A 15,608-nucleotide genomic window follows, 5' to 3' on the forward strand; every position below is an offset into this window, starting at 1 on the left:
TATCTGGCGGTACGAAGCGCTAGCTCGCACCGGGGTATTGCAACAGCCTTTTGCACCCGCCTGCCAATAATGGCCGGCTTGGTTATAATTGCAACAATATTGCATTTCTTGTCTTCATATCGTTTTTCGGCACCATGAGGGGAGCGCGGGTGGGTCACACAGTCATTCGGCAGCGCAAGGACGGGTCGGGTTTCAAGCTTCTGGTGATTGCACTGGCCATGGGCACGCTACTGGTGGGTTGCTCGAGCACCAGCAGCAACAGCAGCGCGCGGGTGGTCGACCGCAATAACACCGTGCCCAAGCGCCCGGCGGTGACGTCCGGGCAGTACGTCGTCAAGCCGGGTGACACGCTGTTCTCCATTGCCTTCCGCTATGGCTGGGACTACAAGGAGCTGGCCGCACGCAACGGCATCGCGGCGCCTTATACCATTCGCCCGGGGCAAGCGATTCGTTTCAGCAGCGGTTCCAGCAGCAGTACCACGGTGGTGTCCAGCCCCTCTTCATCGAGCCGCACCACGGTCACCCGCAGGCCCGTGGGCACTACTGCCGTGACACCTGCCAACACCAGCAAACCGGCAACGCCGGCAACCTCCGCCAGTACGCCGGTTGCCACCACCGTGCCTGCGGCAGAGCGCGCGGTAGGCGGCTGGACCTGGCCTGCCAACGGCGTGCTGATTGGAAAATTCGCTTCAAACGGTAGTTTGAATAAAGGCATTGATATCGCCGGTGATTTGGGACAGCCTGTTTTTGCTGCGTCTGATGGTGCGGTGGTTTACGCCGGGAGTGGTTTAAGGGGCTACGGCGAGCTGATCATCATCAAGCACAGTGATACCTACGTCAGTGCCTACGGCCACAACCGCAGGCTGTTGGTTCGGGAGGGGCAGCAGGTCAAGGCAGGGCAGTCGATTGCTGAAATGGGGTCTACGGGCACAGATCGGGTGAAGCTGCATTTCGAGATTCGCCGCCAGGGCAAACCCGTCGATCCACTCCAGTTCCTGCCACGCCGTTGATCGTTGTACCCGGCCTGTTCCTGTGATGTAGAGGGGACAGGCTCAAGCGCTGCCAGGGATAAAGGTGCCGCTCGAGTCTGAGTTCGAACTCAGCAAAGGACTATAACAATGGCTCTCAGTAAAGAAGTGCCGGAGTTTGACATCGACGATGACGTCCTCCTGATGGAGACGGGTATCGTTTTGGAAACGGATGTGGTGTCAGACGAACCTGCTGTATCTTCGGTTCGGACGAGGGCCAAGTCGGGCTCTTCGCTCAAGCAACACAAGTACATCGATTACAGCCGGGCGCTCGATGCCACCCAGCTGTATCTCAACGAAATCGGCTTCTCGCCGCTGCTTTCGCCGGAAGAGGAAGTGCATTTTGCGCGTTTGTCGCAAAAGGGTGACCCTGCTGGCCGCAAGCGCATGATCGAAAGCAACCTGCGCCTGGTTGTCAAAATTGCCCGTCGTTACGTGAACCGTGGCCTGTCGCTGCTCGACCTGATCGAGGAGGGCAACCTTGGGCTGATCCGTGCGGTCGAGAAGTTCGACCCGGAGCGTGGTTTCCGTTTCTCGACCTATGCGACCTGGTGGATTCGCCAGACCATCGAGCGGGCGATCATGAACCAGACCCGCACCATTCGCTTGCCGATCCACGTGGTCAAAGAGCTGAACGTCTACCTCCGCGCGGCCCGTGAGCTGACCCAAAAGCTGGACCACGAACCCTCCCCGGAAGAAATCGCTACGTTGCTGGAGAAGCCCGTCGCCGAGGTCAAGCGCATGCTCGGCCTGAACGAGCGGGTGTCTTCGGTGGATGTGTCGCTTGGCCCGGATTCGGACAAGACCCTGCTCGACACCCTGACCGACGACCGCCCGACGGACCCGTGCGAGCTGCTACAGGATGACGACCTGTCGCAGAGCATCGACCAGTGGCTGGGGGAGTTGACCGACAAGCAGCGGGAAGTGGTGGTACGCCGCTTTGGTCTGCGCGGGCATGAAAGCAGCACCCTGGAGGATGTTGGGCTGGAGATCGGCCTGACCCGGGAACGGGTGCGGCAGATCCAGGTAGAAGGGCTCAAGCGCCTGCGTGAGATCCTGGAGAAGAACGGCCTGTCCAGCGAGTCGTTGTTCCAGTAGCGACAGCCTGCTTCACAAAGCGCCCCGATGACCTCGGGGCGTTTTTGTGTGTGATGAAAACAGTCTTTCGTTTGCGTCTGTCGGGGAGGCTACAAAGCAGTCCCGTGATGTATGGCGCTACCTCGGTAACATTGCATGTAAGCCTTTTCTTACTTGTTTTGTAAGCTATCTATGCAAGTCTCAGTAAATCATTGTCGTTTTCAGCCCCGGTATTTTTCCAACTCATTGAAAATCATGCGTTATTTGGCTGTGTGGAAATGTGTCCCATGTAATACCTTGTGAGGTTTCGCGCTTGCCCGCTCAGCTGAAGCCGCTAGTATTCGAACTGTGCACACGGACATGCACAGGCTTCCAGGGAGGAGGCCAAGGACATCGCAAGACGCGATTTCATCAGGATGATGTTTGGGACAAGCAGGGACTACGGAAAAAATGTGGGCGGGTCAAACCGCCCCTTTTTTTTGCCTGCAGGAAAACAAAAAAGGCCCCGAGGGGCCTTTTTCGTGTCTGGGCGCTATCAGCGCTCCAGGTCTGCAATCTTGCCGGTCTTGCCGTCCCACTCTTCAGCGTCCGGCAGGGCGTCCTTACGCTCGGTGATGTTCGGCCAGACTTCCGCCAGTTCGGCGTTCAGCTCGATGAAGTTCTCCATCCCGGCAGGGATTTCGTCTTCCGAGAAGATGGCTTGTGCTGGGCACTCCGGTTCGCACAAGGCGCAGTCGATGCACTCGTCCGGGTGGATGACCAGGAAGTTCGGGCCTTCGTAGAAGCAGTCCACCGGACAGACTTCCACGCAGTCGGTGTATTTGCATTTGATGCAGTTGTCGGTGACGACGAAGGTCATTTCTAGTTCTCTCCTCAGGCGACGGCGGCGGCCCTTCCTCTCAGGGCCGCGCGGTTTACAGGTATGTGGCTGCAGGCCAGGCTAATAACCTGCAGCACCAGCAAACCGCGGCGGATTCTACCAGCTTGTAGTGGCTGCCGTTATAACAGGTTCTTTAGTTGATATAGCATTTCGATAGCTTGACGCGGGGTCATGTCGTCCAGCTGCAGCTTGCCCAGCTTCTCGATGGCCGGGTGTGGCAGGCTGGCGAACAGGTCGCTCTGGTGCGGCACTTGGGGCGTGTCCTTGGCTTTTTGGGCCGGGGCCGGCTCATGCGGCAGGCTGGTGGTTTCCAGGCGCCCCAGGTGTTCGCGGGCGCGCTGGATGACCGCCGTCGGCACGCCGGCCAGTTGCGCCACGGCCAGGCCGTAGCTTTGGCTGGCAGGGCCCGGCAGAACGTGGTGCAGGAACACGATACGTTCGTTGTGCTCGGTGGCATTGAGGTGCACGTTGGCCACCAGCGGCTCGCTCTCCGGCAGCACGGTGAGCTCGAAGTAGTGGGTGGCGAACAAGGTGTAGGCACGCAATTGCGCCAGGCGCTCGGCGGCGGCCCAGGCCAGCGACAGGCCGTCGAAGGTGCTGGTGCCACGGCCGACTTCATCCATCAGCACCAGGCTGCGGTCGGTGGCGTTGTGCAGAATGTTGGCGGTTTCGCTCATCTCGACCATGAAGGTCGAGCGCCCGCCAGCCAGGTCGTCACTGGAGCCGATGCGGGTGAAGATGCGGTCGACCAGTGACAGCTCGCAGCTGGCTGCGGGTACGAAGCTGCCGATGTGCGCCAGCAGCACGATCAGGGCCGTCTGGCGCATGTAGGTGGACTTACCGCCCATGTTCGGGCCGGTGATGATCAGCATGCGCGTGCTGTTGTCCAGGCCCAGGTCGTTGGCCACGAATGGCGTGGTCAGCACCTGTTCCACCACCGGGTGGCGGCCCTGCTCGATGCGAAGGCACGGCTCGTCGACGAAGCGCGGGCAGTTAAGGTCGAGGTTCAGCGCACGTTCGGCCAGGTTGCTGAGTACATCCAGTTCGGCCAGGGCGGCAGCGCTGTCCTGCAGCGGCGCCAGGTGGCTGATCAGGGTTTCCAGCAGGGCGTCGTAGAGCATCTTCTCGCGGGCAAGGGCGCGGCTTTTGGCCGACAGTGCCTTGTCCTCGAACGCTTTCAGCTCAGGGGTGATGAAACGCTCGGCACCCTTGAGCGTCTGGCGGCGGATGTAGTCGCCCGGTGCCTGTTCGGCCTGCTTGGTCGGCAGCTCGATGAAGTAGCCATGCACGCGGTTGTAGCCGACCTTGAGGTTGGCCAGCCCGGTGCGGGCCTTTTCCCGGGCTTCCAGGTCGATCAGGAACTGGCCTGCGTTTTCGCTGATGGCCAGCAGCTCGTCCAGCTCGCTGTCATAGCCGGCCTTGAGCACGCCGCCGTCGCGGATTACCGCCGGCGGGTTGTCGATGATTGCACGCTCCAGCAGGCTGGCCAGCTCCGGGTAGGTGCCGGTAATGGCTGCCAGGCGCGCCAGGTGCGGCGCCTCAAGCTCGGTCATGGCGTTTTGCAGCTCGGGCAACGCGCCCAAGGCATCGCGCAGGCGCGCCAGGTCACGAGGGCGGGCATTGCGCAGGCCGATACGGGCGAGGATGCGCTCGATATCGCCAATTTCCTTCAGTTGTGGCTGCAGCTTCTCGAAGCGGTAGTTGTCGAGCAGGCAACGGATCGAGTCCTGACGTGCTTGCAGTACTTTGAGGTCGCGCAACGGGCGGTTCAGCCAACGGCTCAGCAGGCGGCTGGCCATGGCGGTCTGGCAACGATCGACCACCGATTGCAGGGTGTTGTCACGCCCACCCGCCAGGTTGACGTCCAGCTCCAGGTTGCGCCGGCTGGCGCCATCGAGGATGACCGTGTCGTCCAGGCGCTCGTGGCGCAAGCTGCGCAGGTGCGGCAGGGCAGTGCGCTGGGTTTCCTTGGCGTAGGTTAGCAGGCAACCGGCGGCGCCAATGGCCAGGGTCAGCTTGTCGCAGCCAAAGCCTTTGAGGTCCTTGGTTGCGAACTGCTGGCACAGCGCCTTGCGCGCCGAATCGCGGTCGAAGTCCCACGGGGCGCGGCGGCGGGCGCCCGGACGCTTCTCGGCAGGCAGGTCGCGTGGCCAGTCGTCGGGGATCAATAGCTCGACCGGGTTCAGGCGCTCGAGTTCGGCCAGCAGGTTTTCCCAGCCCTTGATCTCCTGCACGCTGAAGTTGCCGCTGGTGATGTCCAGTACGGCCAGGCCGAACAGGCGTTCGTCACCGAGCAGCGCGGCAATCAGGTTGTCGCGGCGTTCGTCGAGCAGGGCTTCGTCGCTGACCGTGCCGGGAGTGATGATGCGCACCACCTGGCGTTCGACCGGGCCCTTGCTGGTGGCCGGGTCGCCGATCTGTTCGCAGATCACCACCGATTCGCCCAGCTTGACCAGCTTGGCCAGGTAGCCTTCCAGCGAATGGAACGGAATCCCGCACATGGGGATGGACTGGCCAGCCGACTGACCGCGCGCGGTCAGGGTGATGTCCAGCAGTTTTGCGGCCTTCTTGGCATCTTCGTAGAAGATCTCGTAGAAGTCGCCCATGCGGTAGAACATCAGCTGGTCCGGGTGCTGGTTTTTCAGCTTCCAGTACTGCTGCATCATCGGGGTGCGTGCGGAAAGATCGGAGAGTGCTTTATTCATCAAAGACTTAGAGTGTAGGTCTCAACATTGTGGGGCAAATTGAGGCGTTCCGTGTTGCATGCGCGGCGCCGAGACCCACCTGAATTTTCAAGCCGCATAGGTTACCACGGCTGCCGCACAGGCAGAACCTTCAACGCCGGGCAGCGCAGGCGTGGGGTATGGCTTGTTGACATCATGGGGCTCCCATGGAAGATTGCGCCCTTTTGGCCGTGCCAAGTTAACCGTTATTGCAATCAGGTTGGTTAGTGCAGTGAGTGGAATTCGTTTTGATGTCGATGCGGTTTTTTGTATTTCCCTCGACACGCGGGATGACCGGCGCAAGCTGTTCAGTGAAACCATCGGGCGGCAGTTGGACAATGAAGTGGTCTTTCATGTCGTGGCGAAAAACAGTGACCCCAAGCGGGGTTGCTACGAATCGCACCAGCAGTTGGCACGCCACGCACTGGACAACGGGCTGGATCGAATCCTGATCTTCGAAGACGATGCCAAGGCTTATGATTTCAAGGCTTCGCGGGTGCGCTGGGTGAACCGCTTCATGCAGTCACGCTCTTTCCAGGCACTGCATCTGGGCTATTCCATGGGGCGAACCTGGCTGACGTGGTTCCCGTTCATTGCCAGGGGGCGGGTGGTTGCACTGCACGCTTATGTACTGTCGCGCGAAGGCAGCCGGATCCTGGCAGAGACGCCCTACGATGGCACGCCCGTGGATGTGGTGGTCAAGCACAAGATTCGTCAGCACTGCGTGTTCCCGATGTTGTATCGCCAACATGCGGCAGCTGTGGCAGGTAGCGATCTGGAGCAGGTAGTGCGCAATGAGGATGAGTGGTGGGAGCGCAACTGGGCCAAGCACCGGCGTTCACCGATCAAGAACTTCTGGCGTACCGTACTGCGGCTGAACTTCTGACATGTCCCATTGGCTGAGGCGCATGATTTGCGGGCTGTACAGGCACAAACCGGTCGAGGTCGAACGCCTGTTCATTGGCGAGTTCGTCATTTCGCGGCAGGTCTGTCGCCGTTGTGGCTGCCCGCTTCGCGACCTGGCCGAATATCAGTGAAAGCCACTAACTGATAGGGTAGAGGGCAGCCTTCAAGGAGCCCTGTATGGACCCGATCACCACGCTTGCCACCCGCCTGGGTGAACACCTGCGCCGCTTCAATGCACAGGTGACCACCGCCGAATCCTGCACCGGCGGCGGCATCGCCGAAGCCATCACCCGTGTACCCGGTAGCTCGGCCTGGTTCGAGGCCGGTTATGTCACTTATTCCAATGCCCAGAAAACTCGCCAGCTGGGGGTGCCAGAGGTGCTGTTCGGCCAGGTGGGCGCGGTTAGCCAGGAAGTGGTCGAAGCCATGGTCAGAGGTGCCCAGGCCGCCAGTGGCGCGCGCTTTGCCGTGGCGGTAAGCGGAGTGGCCGGGCCGGACGGTGGCTCGCCCGCCAAGCCGGTGGGTACCGTGTGGCTGGCCTGGGGCGATGGCAGCCGTGTCTTCAGCGAGCGCCGGCAGTTCGACGGTGACCGCGAGGCGGTGCGCCGACAGACGGTGATCGCCGCGTTAGACGGCTTGTTACAGCTTGGTACCGAGTAAATCGACGACAGGGGTTTGCGTGAGCGCCGGCCTGTGGAATAATACTGGCTACTTATACAGGTATTCCGGCCGTCAGGGCCACGTCGAACACGTGAGGATTTCAATGGACGACAACAAGAAGCGCGCCTTGGCTGCGGCCCTGGGTCAGATCGAACGCCAATTCGGTAAAGGCGCAGTCATGCGCATGGGCGACCACGAGCGCCAGGCGATCCCGGCCATCTCCACCGGTTCGCTGGGCCTGGACATCGCACTGGGCATTGGCGGCCTGCCAAAAGGCCGTATCGTCGAGATCTACGGCCCGGAATCGTCGGGTAAAACCACGCTGACCCTGTCGGTCATCGCCGAAGCCCAGAAAAACGGCGCCACCTGCGCCTTCGTCGACGCCGAGCACGCCCTCGACCCTGAATACGCGGGCAAGCTGGGCGTCAACGTAGACGACCTGCTGGTTTCGCAGCCGGACACCGGCGAACAGGCCCTGGAAATCACCGACATGCTGGTGCGTTCCAACGCGGTTGACGTGATCATCGTCGACTCCGTGGCCGCCCTGGTGCCGAAGGCCGAGATCGAAGGCGAAATGGGTGACATGCACGTGGGCCTGCAGGCTCGCCTGATGTCCCAGGCGCTGCGCAAAATCACCGGTAACATCAAGAACGCCAACTGCCTGGTCATCTTCATCAACCAGATCCGTATGAAGATCGGCGTAATGTTCGGCAGCCCGGAAACCACCACCGGTGGTAACGCCCTGAAATTCTACGCCTCGGTGCGCCTGGACATCCGTCGTACGGGTGCGGTCAAGGAAGGCGACGAGGTGGTCGGCAGCGAAACCCGCGTCAAGATCGTCAAGAACAAGGTTTCGCCACCGTTCCGTCAGGCCGAGTTCCAGATCCTCTACGGCAAGGGTATCTACCGCAATGGCGAAATCATCGACCTGGGTGTTTCCCAAGGTCTGGTCGAGAAGTCCGGTGCCTGGTATGCCTATCAAGGCAACAAGATTGGTCAAGGTAAAGCCAACGCCGCCAAGTACCTGGCTGAGAACCCGGCGATTGGTGCCGAGATCGAGAAGCAGATTCGCGACAAGTTGCTGACTTCTGGCGCTGTCGCTGCGGCTGGCAAAGCTGCGGCTGTCGAAGCAGATGCCGATGACATGGCCGACGCTGACGCCGGTTATTGATTGCGCGGTAGATAGCTGAACATGTCCGCCGTACTCGACACCCCCGTCGCCATTCGGCGGACAGCCATGGACCTGCTCGCGCGACGTGAGCACGGTCGCGTTGAGCTGACGCGCAAGCTGCGTCAGCGCGGCGCTTCGGATGAGCTGATCGAGCCTGAGCTCGATCGGCTCGCCGAAGAAGGGCTGCTGAGTGAAGCCCGCTACCTTGAAAGCTTTATCCGCTACCGTTCCGGTTCTGGCTATGGCCCTGCGCGTATTCGCGAAGAGCTTGGCCAGCGTGGTTTGGCGCGTGCGGATATCGAGCAGGCGCTACGCGAGAGCGAGGTGGACTGGGCAGAGCGCATGCGTGATGTGTGGCAGCGCAAGTTCGCCGGGCAGCGCCCGCAAGACCCGCGCAGCCGTGCCCAGCAGACCCGATTTCTCGCTTACCGGGGCTTCCCCATGGATTTGATCGGTCGCCTGCTCAGTGGGCGGGATCTGGATGATTACTGATCATTGCTGAAATGCCGGGGCCGCTCTGCGGCCCCAAAGCAGACGACGCTTATGAACTGACCTTCAACGCCTCCCTGGCCCGTTGCGTGGTATGCATCGGCTGCGGCTTGGCCCAGTTTTCCGGCAGGTTGATGAAATCCACCAGCTCGCGCAGCCGGCCCTGATCCCGGCCATTGAAGGCGAACGACAAGCGGGTCAGGTGGCTGAAATTACCCACCTCATGCTCGGCGCCACTGTCTGGCTGCTGGTGATACTTGCCACTCAGGCGCAAGTCGGCAAAACCCTCCTGGATGTCATACAGCGCTGCTTCGCTGAGCGGGTGGTGCATGCGGATTACGAACTGGCTCTTCAGCCAGCGGCTGGAGTGGTAGTTGCTGTAGAACTGGTTGATTTCCTCCACCGCCTCGTCGGCACTGTGCACCAGGCGTACCAGCTTCAGATCGCTGGGCAGGATGTAGCGGTTTTCTTCCAGCTGGCGGCTGATGAAGTCCAGGCAGTCTCGCCAGAAGCTACCGCCAGGCGAGTCAAGCAGCACCACCGGTACCAATGGGCTTTTGCCGGTCTGGATCAGGGTCAGAACCTCCAGCGCTTCATCCAGGGTGCCGAAACCGCCAGGGCACAGCACCAGGGCATCAGCCTCTTTGACAAAAAACAGCTTGCGGATGAAGAAAAAGTGGAACGGTAGCAGCTTGTCGGTACCGCCTACCGTGGGGTTGGCATGTTGTTCGAAGGGCAGGGTGATGTTGAAACCCAGGCTGTGCTCGCTGCCAGCGCCTTCGTGGGCTGCCGCCATGATGCCGCCACCCGCTCCGGTAATGACCATCAGATCGGAGCGTGCCAGGGTGGCGCCCAGCTCGCGGGCCAAGGCATACATCGGGTGTTCCAGCGGGGTACGTGCCGAACCGAACACGGTCACCTTGCGCCGACCTTTGTAGCGCTGCAGGGTGCGGAACGACTGGTCCAGTTCGCGCAGGGCTTGCAAGGTGATCTTGGCGCTCCAGCGGTCGCTGTCGTCATGGGCCATGCGCAGGATGGTCAACATCATGTCGCGGTACAGCGGCAAGTTGGGGCTGTCGGGTGCTACCAGTTGCAGTTGTGCGTCGATGTTGCTCAGGTCGATGTTGTTGTCGCGAAAGTGGCTGAACAGCAGTTCATTCGATTGGTAAGGCATGCAACGTCTCCTTCTGCACCAATGCCTATGACCTCAATCTAGACCGTCGCGCCCGATCGTGCCGGGTTGTTTGGCAGCGCCGCCTGTCGGCATGCACCCAATGGCGGCACGGGTTTGGTTAACTGGTAAAGCGAAACGTGTCGATGCAGGAGGTGGCGGTATGCATCGCTTGATCATCGAAGTGGACGGGCAGCTCTACCGGCTGCTGGAGAGCGCGGCCCAGGTGCATCACCTGAGCCTTGAGGCCGAGTGCTGCCGCAGGTTGGAGGGGCTGGAGTGCCAGTCACGCTACCTGCAGGCGTTGTTGGCCGAAATACGTGCCGATGCCGCCGAAGGGCGCTGGTGCGCCCGCGAGAAGGAGCAGATGTAGCGTGATACGCGGCTGTTACTTCTTCTGGTTGCCGGCCATGCAGCTGGCACTGTCGAAGGCCTGATCCATGATTGGCTGGTTGGTCTTGTAGACAGTGAAACGGTAGACCATGACCGCACCCTTGGACATCAGGTTACGGAACCCGCTGTTGCGGCAAACGCTGTCGCCCAGCTGGCTGCGTACCTGCTCGGGGTTGGCCTGCATGCGCTCGGCGTGGCTCTGGCGTACGCTCAGGTGGTTGACCAGCGCCTTGCCCTCTACGGTGTAACCCTGGTCGAGGATGTCCTCGTTGATGGCGCGCGGGGTGCCGACGCTGCTTTCTGTGGCAACCTTCTGCAGCATCTTGTTAAGGTCGTAGTCCTGCTTGGATGCCGCCTGTGCTGCCAAAGGCAGGGCGAGCAACAGGCTCAGGGCGGGGGCGATAAGGCGCAGCATGAATCTCTCCTGGTTCGATGACTGGCGCTTTGACATGCGCGGGTCGACGGTGTTCCGTGAAATCGCGCAAGGCAAGATCCGGGCACGGTAAAGGCCCGATTATAAAGACCGCCTTGCAGCCTGCACAGCAATTGCCCCCTGTTCTGGTAGACTGGCGCCCTTGTGTTCTCCGAGTCATCCTTGTGCCCATCTCCAAATCGACCAGAGGCCTGCCGGCATGAGCCATGCGGTAGCGCGCCTGCGCGCCGAACGCCTGGCCCGCAGCAACAAGCCATTCATCGCCCGTGGTTCGCGTGCAGAGCGTTGCCCGGATTGCCGGGTGATTGCCACCCATTGCCTGTGTGCCTGGAAACCCCGTGTACAGGCTGACTCCGGCGTGTGCCTGCTGATGCACGACACCGAGCCGTTGAAGCCTACCAACACCGGCTGGCTGATTGCCGACCTGATCGAAGACACTTCCGCTTTTGGCTGGCTGCGCACCTCGGTCGACGAGCGCTTGCTGGCCTTGCTCGACGACCCGCGCTGGCAGCCCTATATCGTCTTTCCGGGCGAGTTCGTGGCTGAACAGCGGGTGGTCAGCGAGGTGGTGCGCGAGCCGGGCAAGCGCCCGTTGTTCATCCTGCTGGATGCCACCTGGACCGAGGCGCGCAAGATGTTCCGCAAAAGCCCGTACCTGGACCGCTTCCCGGTGTTGAGCCTGCAGGCCGAGCAGATGTCGCGTTACCGCCTGCGGCGTTCCAAGCGTGATGATCACTTCTGCACGGCAGAAGTGGCCGCCATGTGCCTGGACCTGGCCGGCGACAGCCAGGCCTCGCAGGCATTGGATGCCTACCTGGATGTGTTCAGCCTGCATTACCTGAGCGGCAAGCGGCGCCTGCCGCTGGACGAGCAGGACGACACCCACCAGCGTTTGCATACCTTCCTATAGTCCAAGGGGCACAACCCCTGCTTTGGTTCATAATGACGGAGCTGGCAGCCAGGGTGGGCGAGACGGCAGGGCGATCGGCTTGACCACCCTTGACCGTGCTCGGCATCCTTGGCGCCGATTCCCCGCCGGACGCTTCCCTTACCCTCGAGCGCCTGGCACAGAACAGGATCCTTAGATCGATGGCCACTTACGAAATCCTGATTGCCGATGACCACCCACTGTTCCGTGGCGCCCTGCGCCAGGCCGTTACCCTCGGCCTGGGCCCGGATGTACGCTTGGTCGAAGTCGCGAGCATTGCCGAACTGGAAACCCGTCTGAGCGAAAAAGCCGACTGGGACCTGGTGCTGCTGGACTTGAACATGCCGGGTGCTTACGGTTTTTCCGGGCTGGTGCTGTTGCGCGGGCAATACCCGCAGATTCCCGTGGTGATGGTATCGGCGCAGGAAGAGGCTGCCGTGGTGGTCAAGTCCCGCGAGTTTGGCGCCAGTGGCTTCATTCCCAAGTCCAGCACCCTGGAAGTCATCCAGGATGCCGTGCGCAAGGTGCTCGATGGCGAGGTCTGGTGGCCGCCGCAGGCGTTCGAAAAGGTGGATGTGTCGGCTGAGGCCAAAGCCGCCAGCGAAGGCCTGGCCAGCCTTACGCCGCAGCAATTCCGCGTACTGACCATGGTCTGCGAAGGCTTGTTGAACAAGCAGATCGCCTATGAGCTGAACGTGTCGGAAGCTACCATCAAGGCCCACGTGACCGCGATCTTCCGCAAGCTGGGCGTGCGCACCCGCACCCAGGCTGCACTGCTGCTGCAACAACTTGAATCGGTTGCCAGCAACTGACTGCGCGTGGCTTCACGCTTTTTTGACCCGTGCCGGTCTAGTCTGCTGGCCTTTCCGTTGTGAAGTGACTCACATGACATCGCCATTCAAGGGCCAGACCGGCCTCAAACGCATCTTCAACGCCGCCGGCTACTCACTGGACGGCCTGCGCGCCGCCTTCAAGGGGGAGGCCGCGTTCCGCCAACTGGTACTGCTCAACGTGCTGCTGATCCCGATCGCCTTCTGGTTGCCGGTCAGCCGTGCGGAACGGGCGATCATGATCGCGGTGTGCTTGTTGGGCTTGATCGTCGAGCTGTTCAACTCGGCCGTGGAAGCGGCCATCGACCGCATCTCGCTTGAGCGTCACCCCCTGTCGAAAAACGCCAAGGACATGGGCAGCGCCGCACAGCTGGTGGCGCTGACCATGGTCGCGCTGGTGTGGGGCGTGATCCTGCTTTAAGCGATTGGCGGCAGCACGATCTCATCACTGCGGGTAAAGCCCGCGGTGAAGCTGCGGCAAAGTTCCAGAAACTCACGCATGGCCGAGGTCTGGTACTTCTGTTTGTGCCAGATGAAGTAGAACTGGCGCATCAGGTCCAGCTCGGGGGTTTCTACCGCTACCAGGCTGCCTCGGCGGAAGGCATCCCGCAGCGCCAGGCGTGAAATGCAGCCAATGCCCAGGCCCGACTCGACGGCGCGCTTGATGGCTTCGGTGTGTTCCAGCTCCAGGCGGATATTGAGGTTGGCGCGGTGATGGCGCATGGCCTGGTCGAAGGTCAGGCGCGTGCCTGAGCCTTGCTCGCGCAGTATCCACGCTTCTTGCGACAAGCTTTCGATATCGGCACGGCCCAGCGTGGCCAGCGGATGCTGCGGCGCGCAGAACACCACCAGTTCGTCCTCTACCCAGGGCTGCACTTCCAGGTCCGGGTGGTTGCAGTCACCTTCGATTAGACCCAGATCAATTTCGTAGTGCGCTACCTGCTGCACGATATGCGCTGTGTTCTGTACATGCAGCTTCACTTGGCTTTCCGGGTGGGTTTGCATGAAGCTGCCGATCAGCAGGGTGGCCAGGTAGTTGCCGATAGTCAGTGTGGCGCCAACCGCCAGCGAACCGAAACCGGACTTGCCATTGAGCAGGTCTTCGATTTCCTTGGCCTGGTCGAGCAGGGCAACCGCCTGCGGTAGTAGCTGATGGCCCAAGGCGTTGAGGGCCAGTCGCTTGCCGGCACGGTCGAACAACTGGCAGCTCGATTGCCGCTCCAGTTCGGTAATTGAAGTGCTGGCGGCCGACTGCGACAATGCCAGCAGGCTAGCGGCCCGAGAGACGCTTTGATGCTGGGCGACGGCGACGAAGACCTGTAGTTGACGAAGTGTGAATCGCATATCGATATAACCGATAACACATATCTTGATAATCCAGTTAACAGATATTGTCGCTGCCCCTAAACTATCGCGCAACTGCGCGTTTTGCGCGCCGCGTTTTTCTTCAGGAGCCCCATCGATGAGCAACATGAACCACGAACGTGTCCTCAGTGTGCACCACTGGAACGACACCCTGTTCAGCTTCAAGTGCACCCGCGACCCGGGCCTGCGCTTCGAGAACGGTCAGTTCGTGATGATCGGCCTGCAGCAGGAAAGCGGCCGTCCGCTCATGCGTGCCTATTCCATCGCTTCGCCGAACTGGGAAGAGCACCTGGAGTTCTTCAGCATCAAGGTGCCGGACGGCCCGCTGACCTCGCAGCTGCAGCACCTGAAGGAAGGCGATGAGATCATCATCAGCAAGAAGCCTACCGGCACCCTGGTACTCGATGACCTGAACCCTGGCAAGCACCTGTACCTGCTGAGCACCGGCACTGGCCTGGCGCCGTTCATGAGCGTCATCCAGGACCCGGAAACCTACGAGCGTTTCGAAAAAGTGATCCTGGTGCATGGCGTGCGTTACGTGAACGAAGTGGCCTACCGCGAGTTCATCACCGAGCACCTGCCGCAGAACGAGTTCTTCGGTGAGTCGGTTCGCGACAAGCTGATCTACTACCCGACCGTGACCCGCGAGCCGTTCGAGAACCAGGGCCGCCTGACCGACCTGATGCGCAGCGGCAAGCTGTTCAGCGACATCGGCCTGCCACCGATCAACCCGCAGGACGACCGTGCGATGATCTGCGGCAGCCCGAGCATGCTCGACGAGACCAGCGAAGTGCTGGACAGCTTCGGCCTGAAGATCTCCCCGCGCATGCGTGAGCCGGGTGACTACCTGATCGAGCGTGCCTTCGTCGAGAAGTAAGGCGCAGGCTGGTACAAGAAGGCGACCCTCGGGTCGCCTTTCTTATGCTTGAACACAATCTATTCGACGCGGGTCTCGCCGCTGTACACCAGAATCTCCCTGCATCGCTTGCACAGGTACCGCCGCCCCTGGCGCACCAACTTGTGCCGCTGCGCCGTAAACGGGAAGTCACCCTGCGGGCATGGGCAGCGGTAAATGTAGCGGGTGACCGCGCGCCGTTGCACTGCGTAGTTGTGGCACCGGTTGGGCGGCAGCTCGTACACCCCGCGCATGATCAGCTGCCACTCCTCGCCATGGGCCTGGATGCGGTCGCCGAACAGCTGGTGGGCCACCAGGTGTGCCACTTCATGGGCCACGGTCTGGCGCAGGAAGTCTTCCTGGTTTTCGCGGTAGAGCTGCAGGTTGAAACGCAGCAGGTTCTCGTGCAGGTGGGCAACCCCGGCTTTTTGCCCGCGCAGCTTGAAGCTGACTTCCGGGCGCGGGAAGGGGCGTTTGAAGAAGGTTTCGGCTTGCTGGTAACAGGTTTCGACGCGTTGTCTGAGCAGCTCGGGCATGGCGGGGTGGTTCTCCTGACCGGGCATTATGCCGCAACTGCAGCGGGGGTGCCGAGCCACCGGTCAGCGCACAGCCAGAGGCCGCCTTGCGGCGGCCCCTGATTGATGCCCCAGTGTTGGTTG

General features: G+C 61.3%; 18 protein-coding genes. 12 read left to right on the forward strand and 6 right to left on the reverse strand.

Translation table 11 applies throughout. The annotated features are described in order from the left end of the window. Positions 1 to 149 precede the first annotated feature (149 nt). Positions 150 to 1,010: a peptidoglycan DD-metalloendopeptidase family protein gene (locus tag FHW75_RS10865; RefSeq protein WP_019099318.1), complete on the forward strand. Its 861-nt coding sequence runs from the start codon at positions 150 to 152 to the stop codon at positions 1,008 to 1,010. 108 nt (positions 1,011 to 1,118) lie between these two features. Next, entirely contained in the window at positions 1,119 to 2,126 is a 1,008-nt protein-coding gene (rpoS, locus tag FHW75_RS10870; RefSeq protein WP_003252351.1) for an RNA polymerase sigma factor RpoS, read from the forward strand. 514 nt (positions 2,127 to 2,640) lie between these two features. Here rpoS and fdxA read toward each other — a convergent pair. Both fdxA and mutS read right to left on the reverse strand, forming a co-directional pair. After that, a complete protein-coding gene (gene fdxA, locus FHW75_RS10875) occupies positions 2,641 to 2,964 on the reverse strand; it encodes a ferredoxin FdxA (RefSeq protein ID WP_012270863.1) in 324 nt (107 codons plus the stop codon). A 140-nt stretch (positions 2,965 to 3,104) separates the two neighbouring features. Continuing rightward, positions 3,105 to 5,690, reverse strand: a complete 2,586-nt coding sequence (gene mutS / locus FHW75_RS10880) for a DNA mismatch repair protein MutS (RefSeq protein WP_183673636.1) — start codon at positions 5,688 to 5,690, stop codon at positions 3,105 to 3,107. A 250-nt stretch (positions 5,691 to 5,940) separates the two neighbouring features. Between mutS and FHW75_RS10885 the strand changes: the two genes are divergently transcribed. The 5 genes from FHW75_RS10885 (at position 5,941) to recX (ending at position 8,937) form a co-directional block, all read left to right on the forward strand. After that, positions 5,941 to 6,594, forward strand: a complete 654-nt coding sequence (locus FHW75_RS10885) for a hypothetical protein (RefSeq protein ID WP_183673638.1) — start codon at positions 5,941 to 5,943, stop codon at positions 6,592 to 6,594. Between the two features lies 1 nt (position 6,595). Then, positions 6,596 to 6,745, forward strand: a complete 150-nt coding sequence (locus FHW75_RS10890) for a hypothetical protein (protein WP_155951169.1) — start codon at positions 6,596 to 6,598, stop codon at positions 6,743 to 6,745. A 46-nt stretch (positions 6,746 to 6,791) separates the two neighbouring features. Next, positions 6,792 to 7,274, forward strand: a complete 483-nt coding sequence (locus FHW75_RS10895; protein WP_084296920.1) for a CinA family protein — start codon at positions 6,792 to 6,794, stop codon at positions 7,272 to 7,274. Positions 7,275 to 7,377: 103 nt separating this feature from the next. Next, complete coding sequence (recA, locus tag FHW75_RS10900) at positions 7,378 to 8,445, forward strand: recombinase RecA (RefSeq protein WP_016715435.1); 1,068 nt, start codon at positions 7,378 to 7,380, stop codon at positions 8,443 to 8,445. A 21-nt stretch (positions 8,446 to 8,466) separates the two neighbouring features. After that, the gene (gene recX / locus FHW75_RS10905) at positions 8,467 to 8,937 is read left to right on the forward strand and encodes a recombination regulator RecX (protein WP_016715436.1); all 471 of its coding nucleotides are present in this window, start codon (positions 8,467 to 8,469) and stop codon (positions 8,935 to 8,937) included. A 49-nt stretch (positions 8,938 to 8,986) separates the two neighbouring features. Here the strand turns inward: recX and FHW75_RS10910 are convergent, their stop codons facing one another. Next, positions 8,987 to 10,108, reverse strand: a complete 1,122-nt coding sequence (locus FHW75_RS10910; RefSeq protein ID WP_019099313.1) for an LOG family protein — start codon at positions 10,106 to 10,108, stop codon at positions 8,987 to 8,989. Between the two features lie 160 nt (positions 10,109 to 10,268). Between FHW75_RS10910 and FHW75_RS10915 the strand changes: the two genes are divergently transcribed. After that, the gene (locus FHW75_RS10915) at positions 10,269 to 10,478 is read left to right on the forward strand and encodes a hypothetical protein (RefSeq protein ID WP_183673640.1); all 210 of its coding nucleotides are present in this window, start codon (positions 10,269 to 10,271) and stop codon (positions 10,476 to 10,478) included. A 15-nt stretch (positions 10,479 to 10,493) separates the two neighbouring features. On the opposite strand, the gene FHW75_RS10920 is transcribed toward FHW75_RS10915, so the two are convergent. Further along, positions 10,494 to 10,913, reverse strand: a complete 420-nt coding sequence (locus tag FHW75_RS10920) for a quorum-sensing-regulated virulence factor family protein (RefSeq protein WP_019099311.1) — start codon at positions 10,911 to 10,913, stop codon at positions 10,494 to 10,496. Positions 10,914 to 11,130: 217 nt separating this feature from the next. Here FHW75_RS10920 and FHW75_RS10925 point away from each other — a divergent pair, with 217 nt between their 5' ends. The 3 genes from FHW75_RS10925 (at position 11,131) to FHW75_RS10935 (ending at position 13,110) form a co-directional block, all read left to right on the forward strand. Then, on the forward strand, positions 11,131 to 11,841 hold the full coding sequence (locus tag FHW75_RS10925) for a tRNA-uridine aminocarboxypropyltransferase (RefSeq protein ID WP_016715441.1): 711 nt from the start codon (positions 11,131 to 11,133) through the stop codon (positions 11,839 to 11,841). 179 nt (positions 11,842 to 12,020) lie between these two features. Further along, a complete protein-coding gene (gene erdR, locus FHW75_RS10930) occupies positions 12,021 to 12,671 on the forward strand; it encodes a response regulator transcription factor ErdR (protein ID WP_016715442.1) in 651 nt (216 codons plus the stop codon). 73 nt (positions 12,672 to 12,744) lie between these two features. After that, on the forward strand, positions 12,745 to 13,110 hold the full coding sequence (locus FHW75_RS10935; RefSeq protein WP_010952700.1) for a diacylglycerol kinase: 366 nt from the start codon (positions 12,745 to 12,747) through the stop codon (positions 13,108 to 13,110). On the opposite strand, the gene finR is transcribed toward FHW75_RS10935, so the two are convergent. Further along, on the reverse strand, positions 13,107 to 14,033 hold the full coding sequence (finR, locus tag FHW75_RS10940) for a LysR family transcriptional regulator FinR (protein WP_016715443.1): 927 nt from the start codon (positions 14,031 to 14,033) through the stop codon (positions 13,107 to 13,109). The two genes, FHW75_RS10935 and finR, sit on opposite strands and share 4 nt — an antisense overlap. A gap of 118 nt (positions 14,034 to 14,151) precedes the next feature. On the opposite strand from finR, the gene fpr reads away from it, so the two are divergent. Continuing rightward, the gene (fpr, locus tag FHW75_RS10945) at positions 14,152 to 14,931 is read left to right on the forward strand and encodes a ferredoxin-NADP reductase (RefSeq protein ID WP_004375483.1); all 780 of its coding nucleotides are present in this window, start codon (positions 14,152 to 14,154) and stop codon (positions 14,929 to 14,931) included. A 59-nt stretch (positions 14,932 to 14,990) separates the two neighbouring features. On the opposite strand, the gene FHW75_RS10950 is transcribed toward fpr, so the two are convergent. Beyond that, positions 14,991 to 15,485, reverse strand: coding sequence for a SprT family zinc-dependent metalloprotease (locus FHW75_RS10950; protein ID WP_016715444.1), 495 nt, complete (start codon positions 15,483 to 15,485; stop codon positions 14,991 to 14,993). Positions 15,486 to 15,608 lie beyond the last annotated feature (123 nt).

Origin of the sequence: Pseudomonas sp. OG7 (genome assembly GCF_014192825.1) — a bacterium.
In the GTDB taxonomy this organism is placed as follows: domain Bacteria; phylum Pseudomonadota; class Gammaproteobacteria; order Pseudomonadales; family Pseudomonadaceae; genus Aquipseudomonas; species Aquipseudomonas monteilii.

Coding starts and splice junctions, on each gene's coding strand:
- FHW75_RS10910 (WP_019099313.1), bottom strand. CDS start 10,108: ATGCCTTACCAATCGAATGAACTGCTGTTCAGCCACTTTCGCGACAAC.
- fpr (WP_004375483.1), top strand. CDS start 14,152: ATGAGCAACATGAACCACGAACGTGTCCTCAGTGTGCACCACTGGAAC.
- rpoS (WP_003252351.1), top strand. CDS start 1,119: ATGGCTCTCAGTAAAGAAGTGCCGGAGTTTGACATCGACGATGACGTC.
- fdxA (WP_012270863.1), bottom strand. CDS start 2,964: ATGACCTTCGTCGTCACCGACAACTGCATCAAATGCAAATACACCGAC.
- mutS (WP_183673636.1), bottom strand. CDS start 5,690: ATGAATAAAGCACTCTCCGATCTTTCCGCACGCACCCCGATGATGCAG.
- erdR (WP_016715442.1), top strand. CDS start 12,021: ATGGCCACTTACGAAATCCTGATTGCCGATGACCACCCACTGTTCCGT.
- recA (WP_016715435.1), top strand. CDS start 7,378: ATGGACGACAACAAGAAGCGCGCCTTGGCTGCGGCCCTGGGTCAGATC.
- finR (WP_016715443.1), bottom strand. CDS start 14,033: ATGCGATTCACACTTCGTCAACTACAGGTCTTCGTCGCCGTCGCCCAG.
- FHW75_RS10950 (WP_016715444.1), bottom strand. CDS start 15,485: ATGCCCGAGCTGCTCAGACAACGCGTCGAAACCTGTTACCAGCAAGCC.
- FHW75_RS10925 (WP_016715441.1), top strand. CDS start 11,131: ATGAGCCATGCGGTAGCGCGCCTGCGCGCCGAACGCCTGGCCCGCAGC.
- recX (WP_016715436.1), top strand. CDS start 8,467: ATGTCCGCCGTACTCGACACCCCCGTCGCCATTCGGCGGACAGCCATG.
- FHW75_RS10915 (WP_183673640.1), top strand. CDS start 10,269: ATGCATCGCTTGATCATCGAAGTGGACGGGCAGCTCTACCGGCTGCTG.
- FHW75_RS10920 (WP_019099311.1), bottom strand. CDS start 10,913: ATGCTGCGCCTTATCGCCCCCGCCCTGAGCCTGTTGCTCGCCCTGCCT.
- FHW75_RS10890 (WP_155951169.1), top strand. CDS start 6,596: ATGTCCCATTGGCTGAGGCGCATGATTTGCGGGCTGTACAGGCACAAA.
- FHW75_RS10895 (WP_084296920.1), top strand. CDS start 6,792: ATGGACCCGATCACCACGCTTGCCACCCGCCTGGGTGAACACCTGCGC.
- FHW75_RS10935 (WP_010952700.1), top strand. CDS start 12,745: ATGACATCGCCATTCAAGGGCCAGACCGGCCTCAAACGCATCTTCAAC.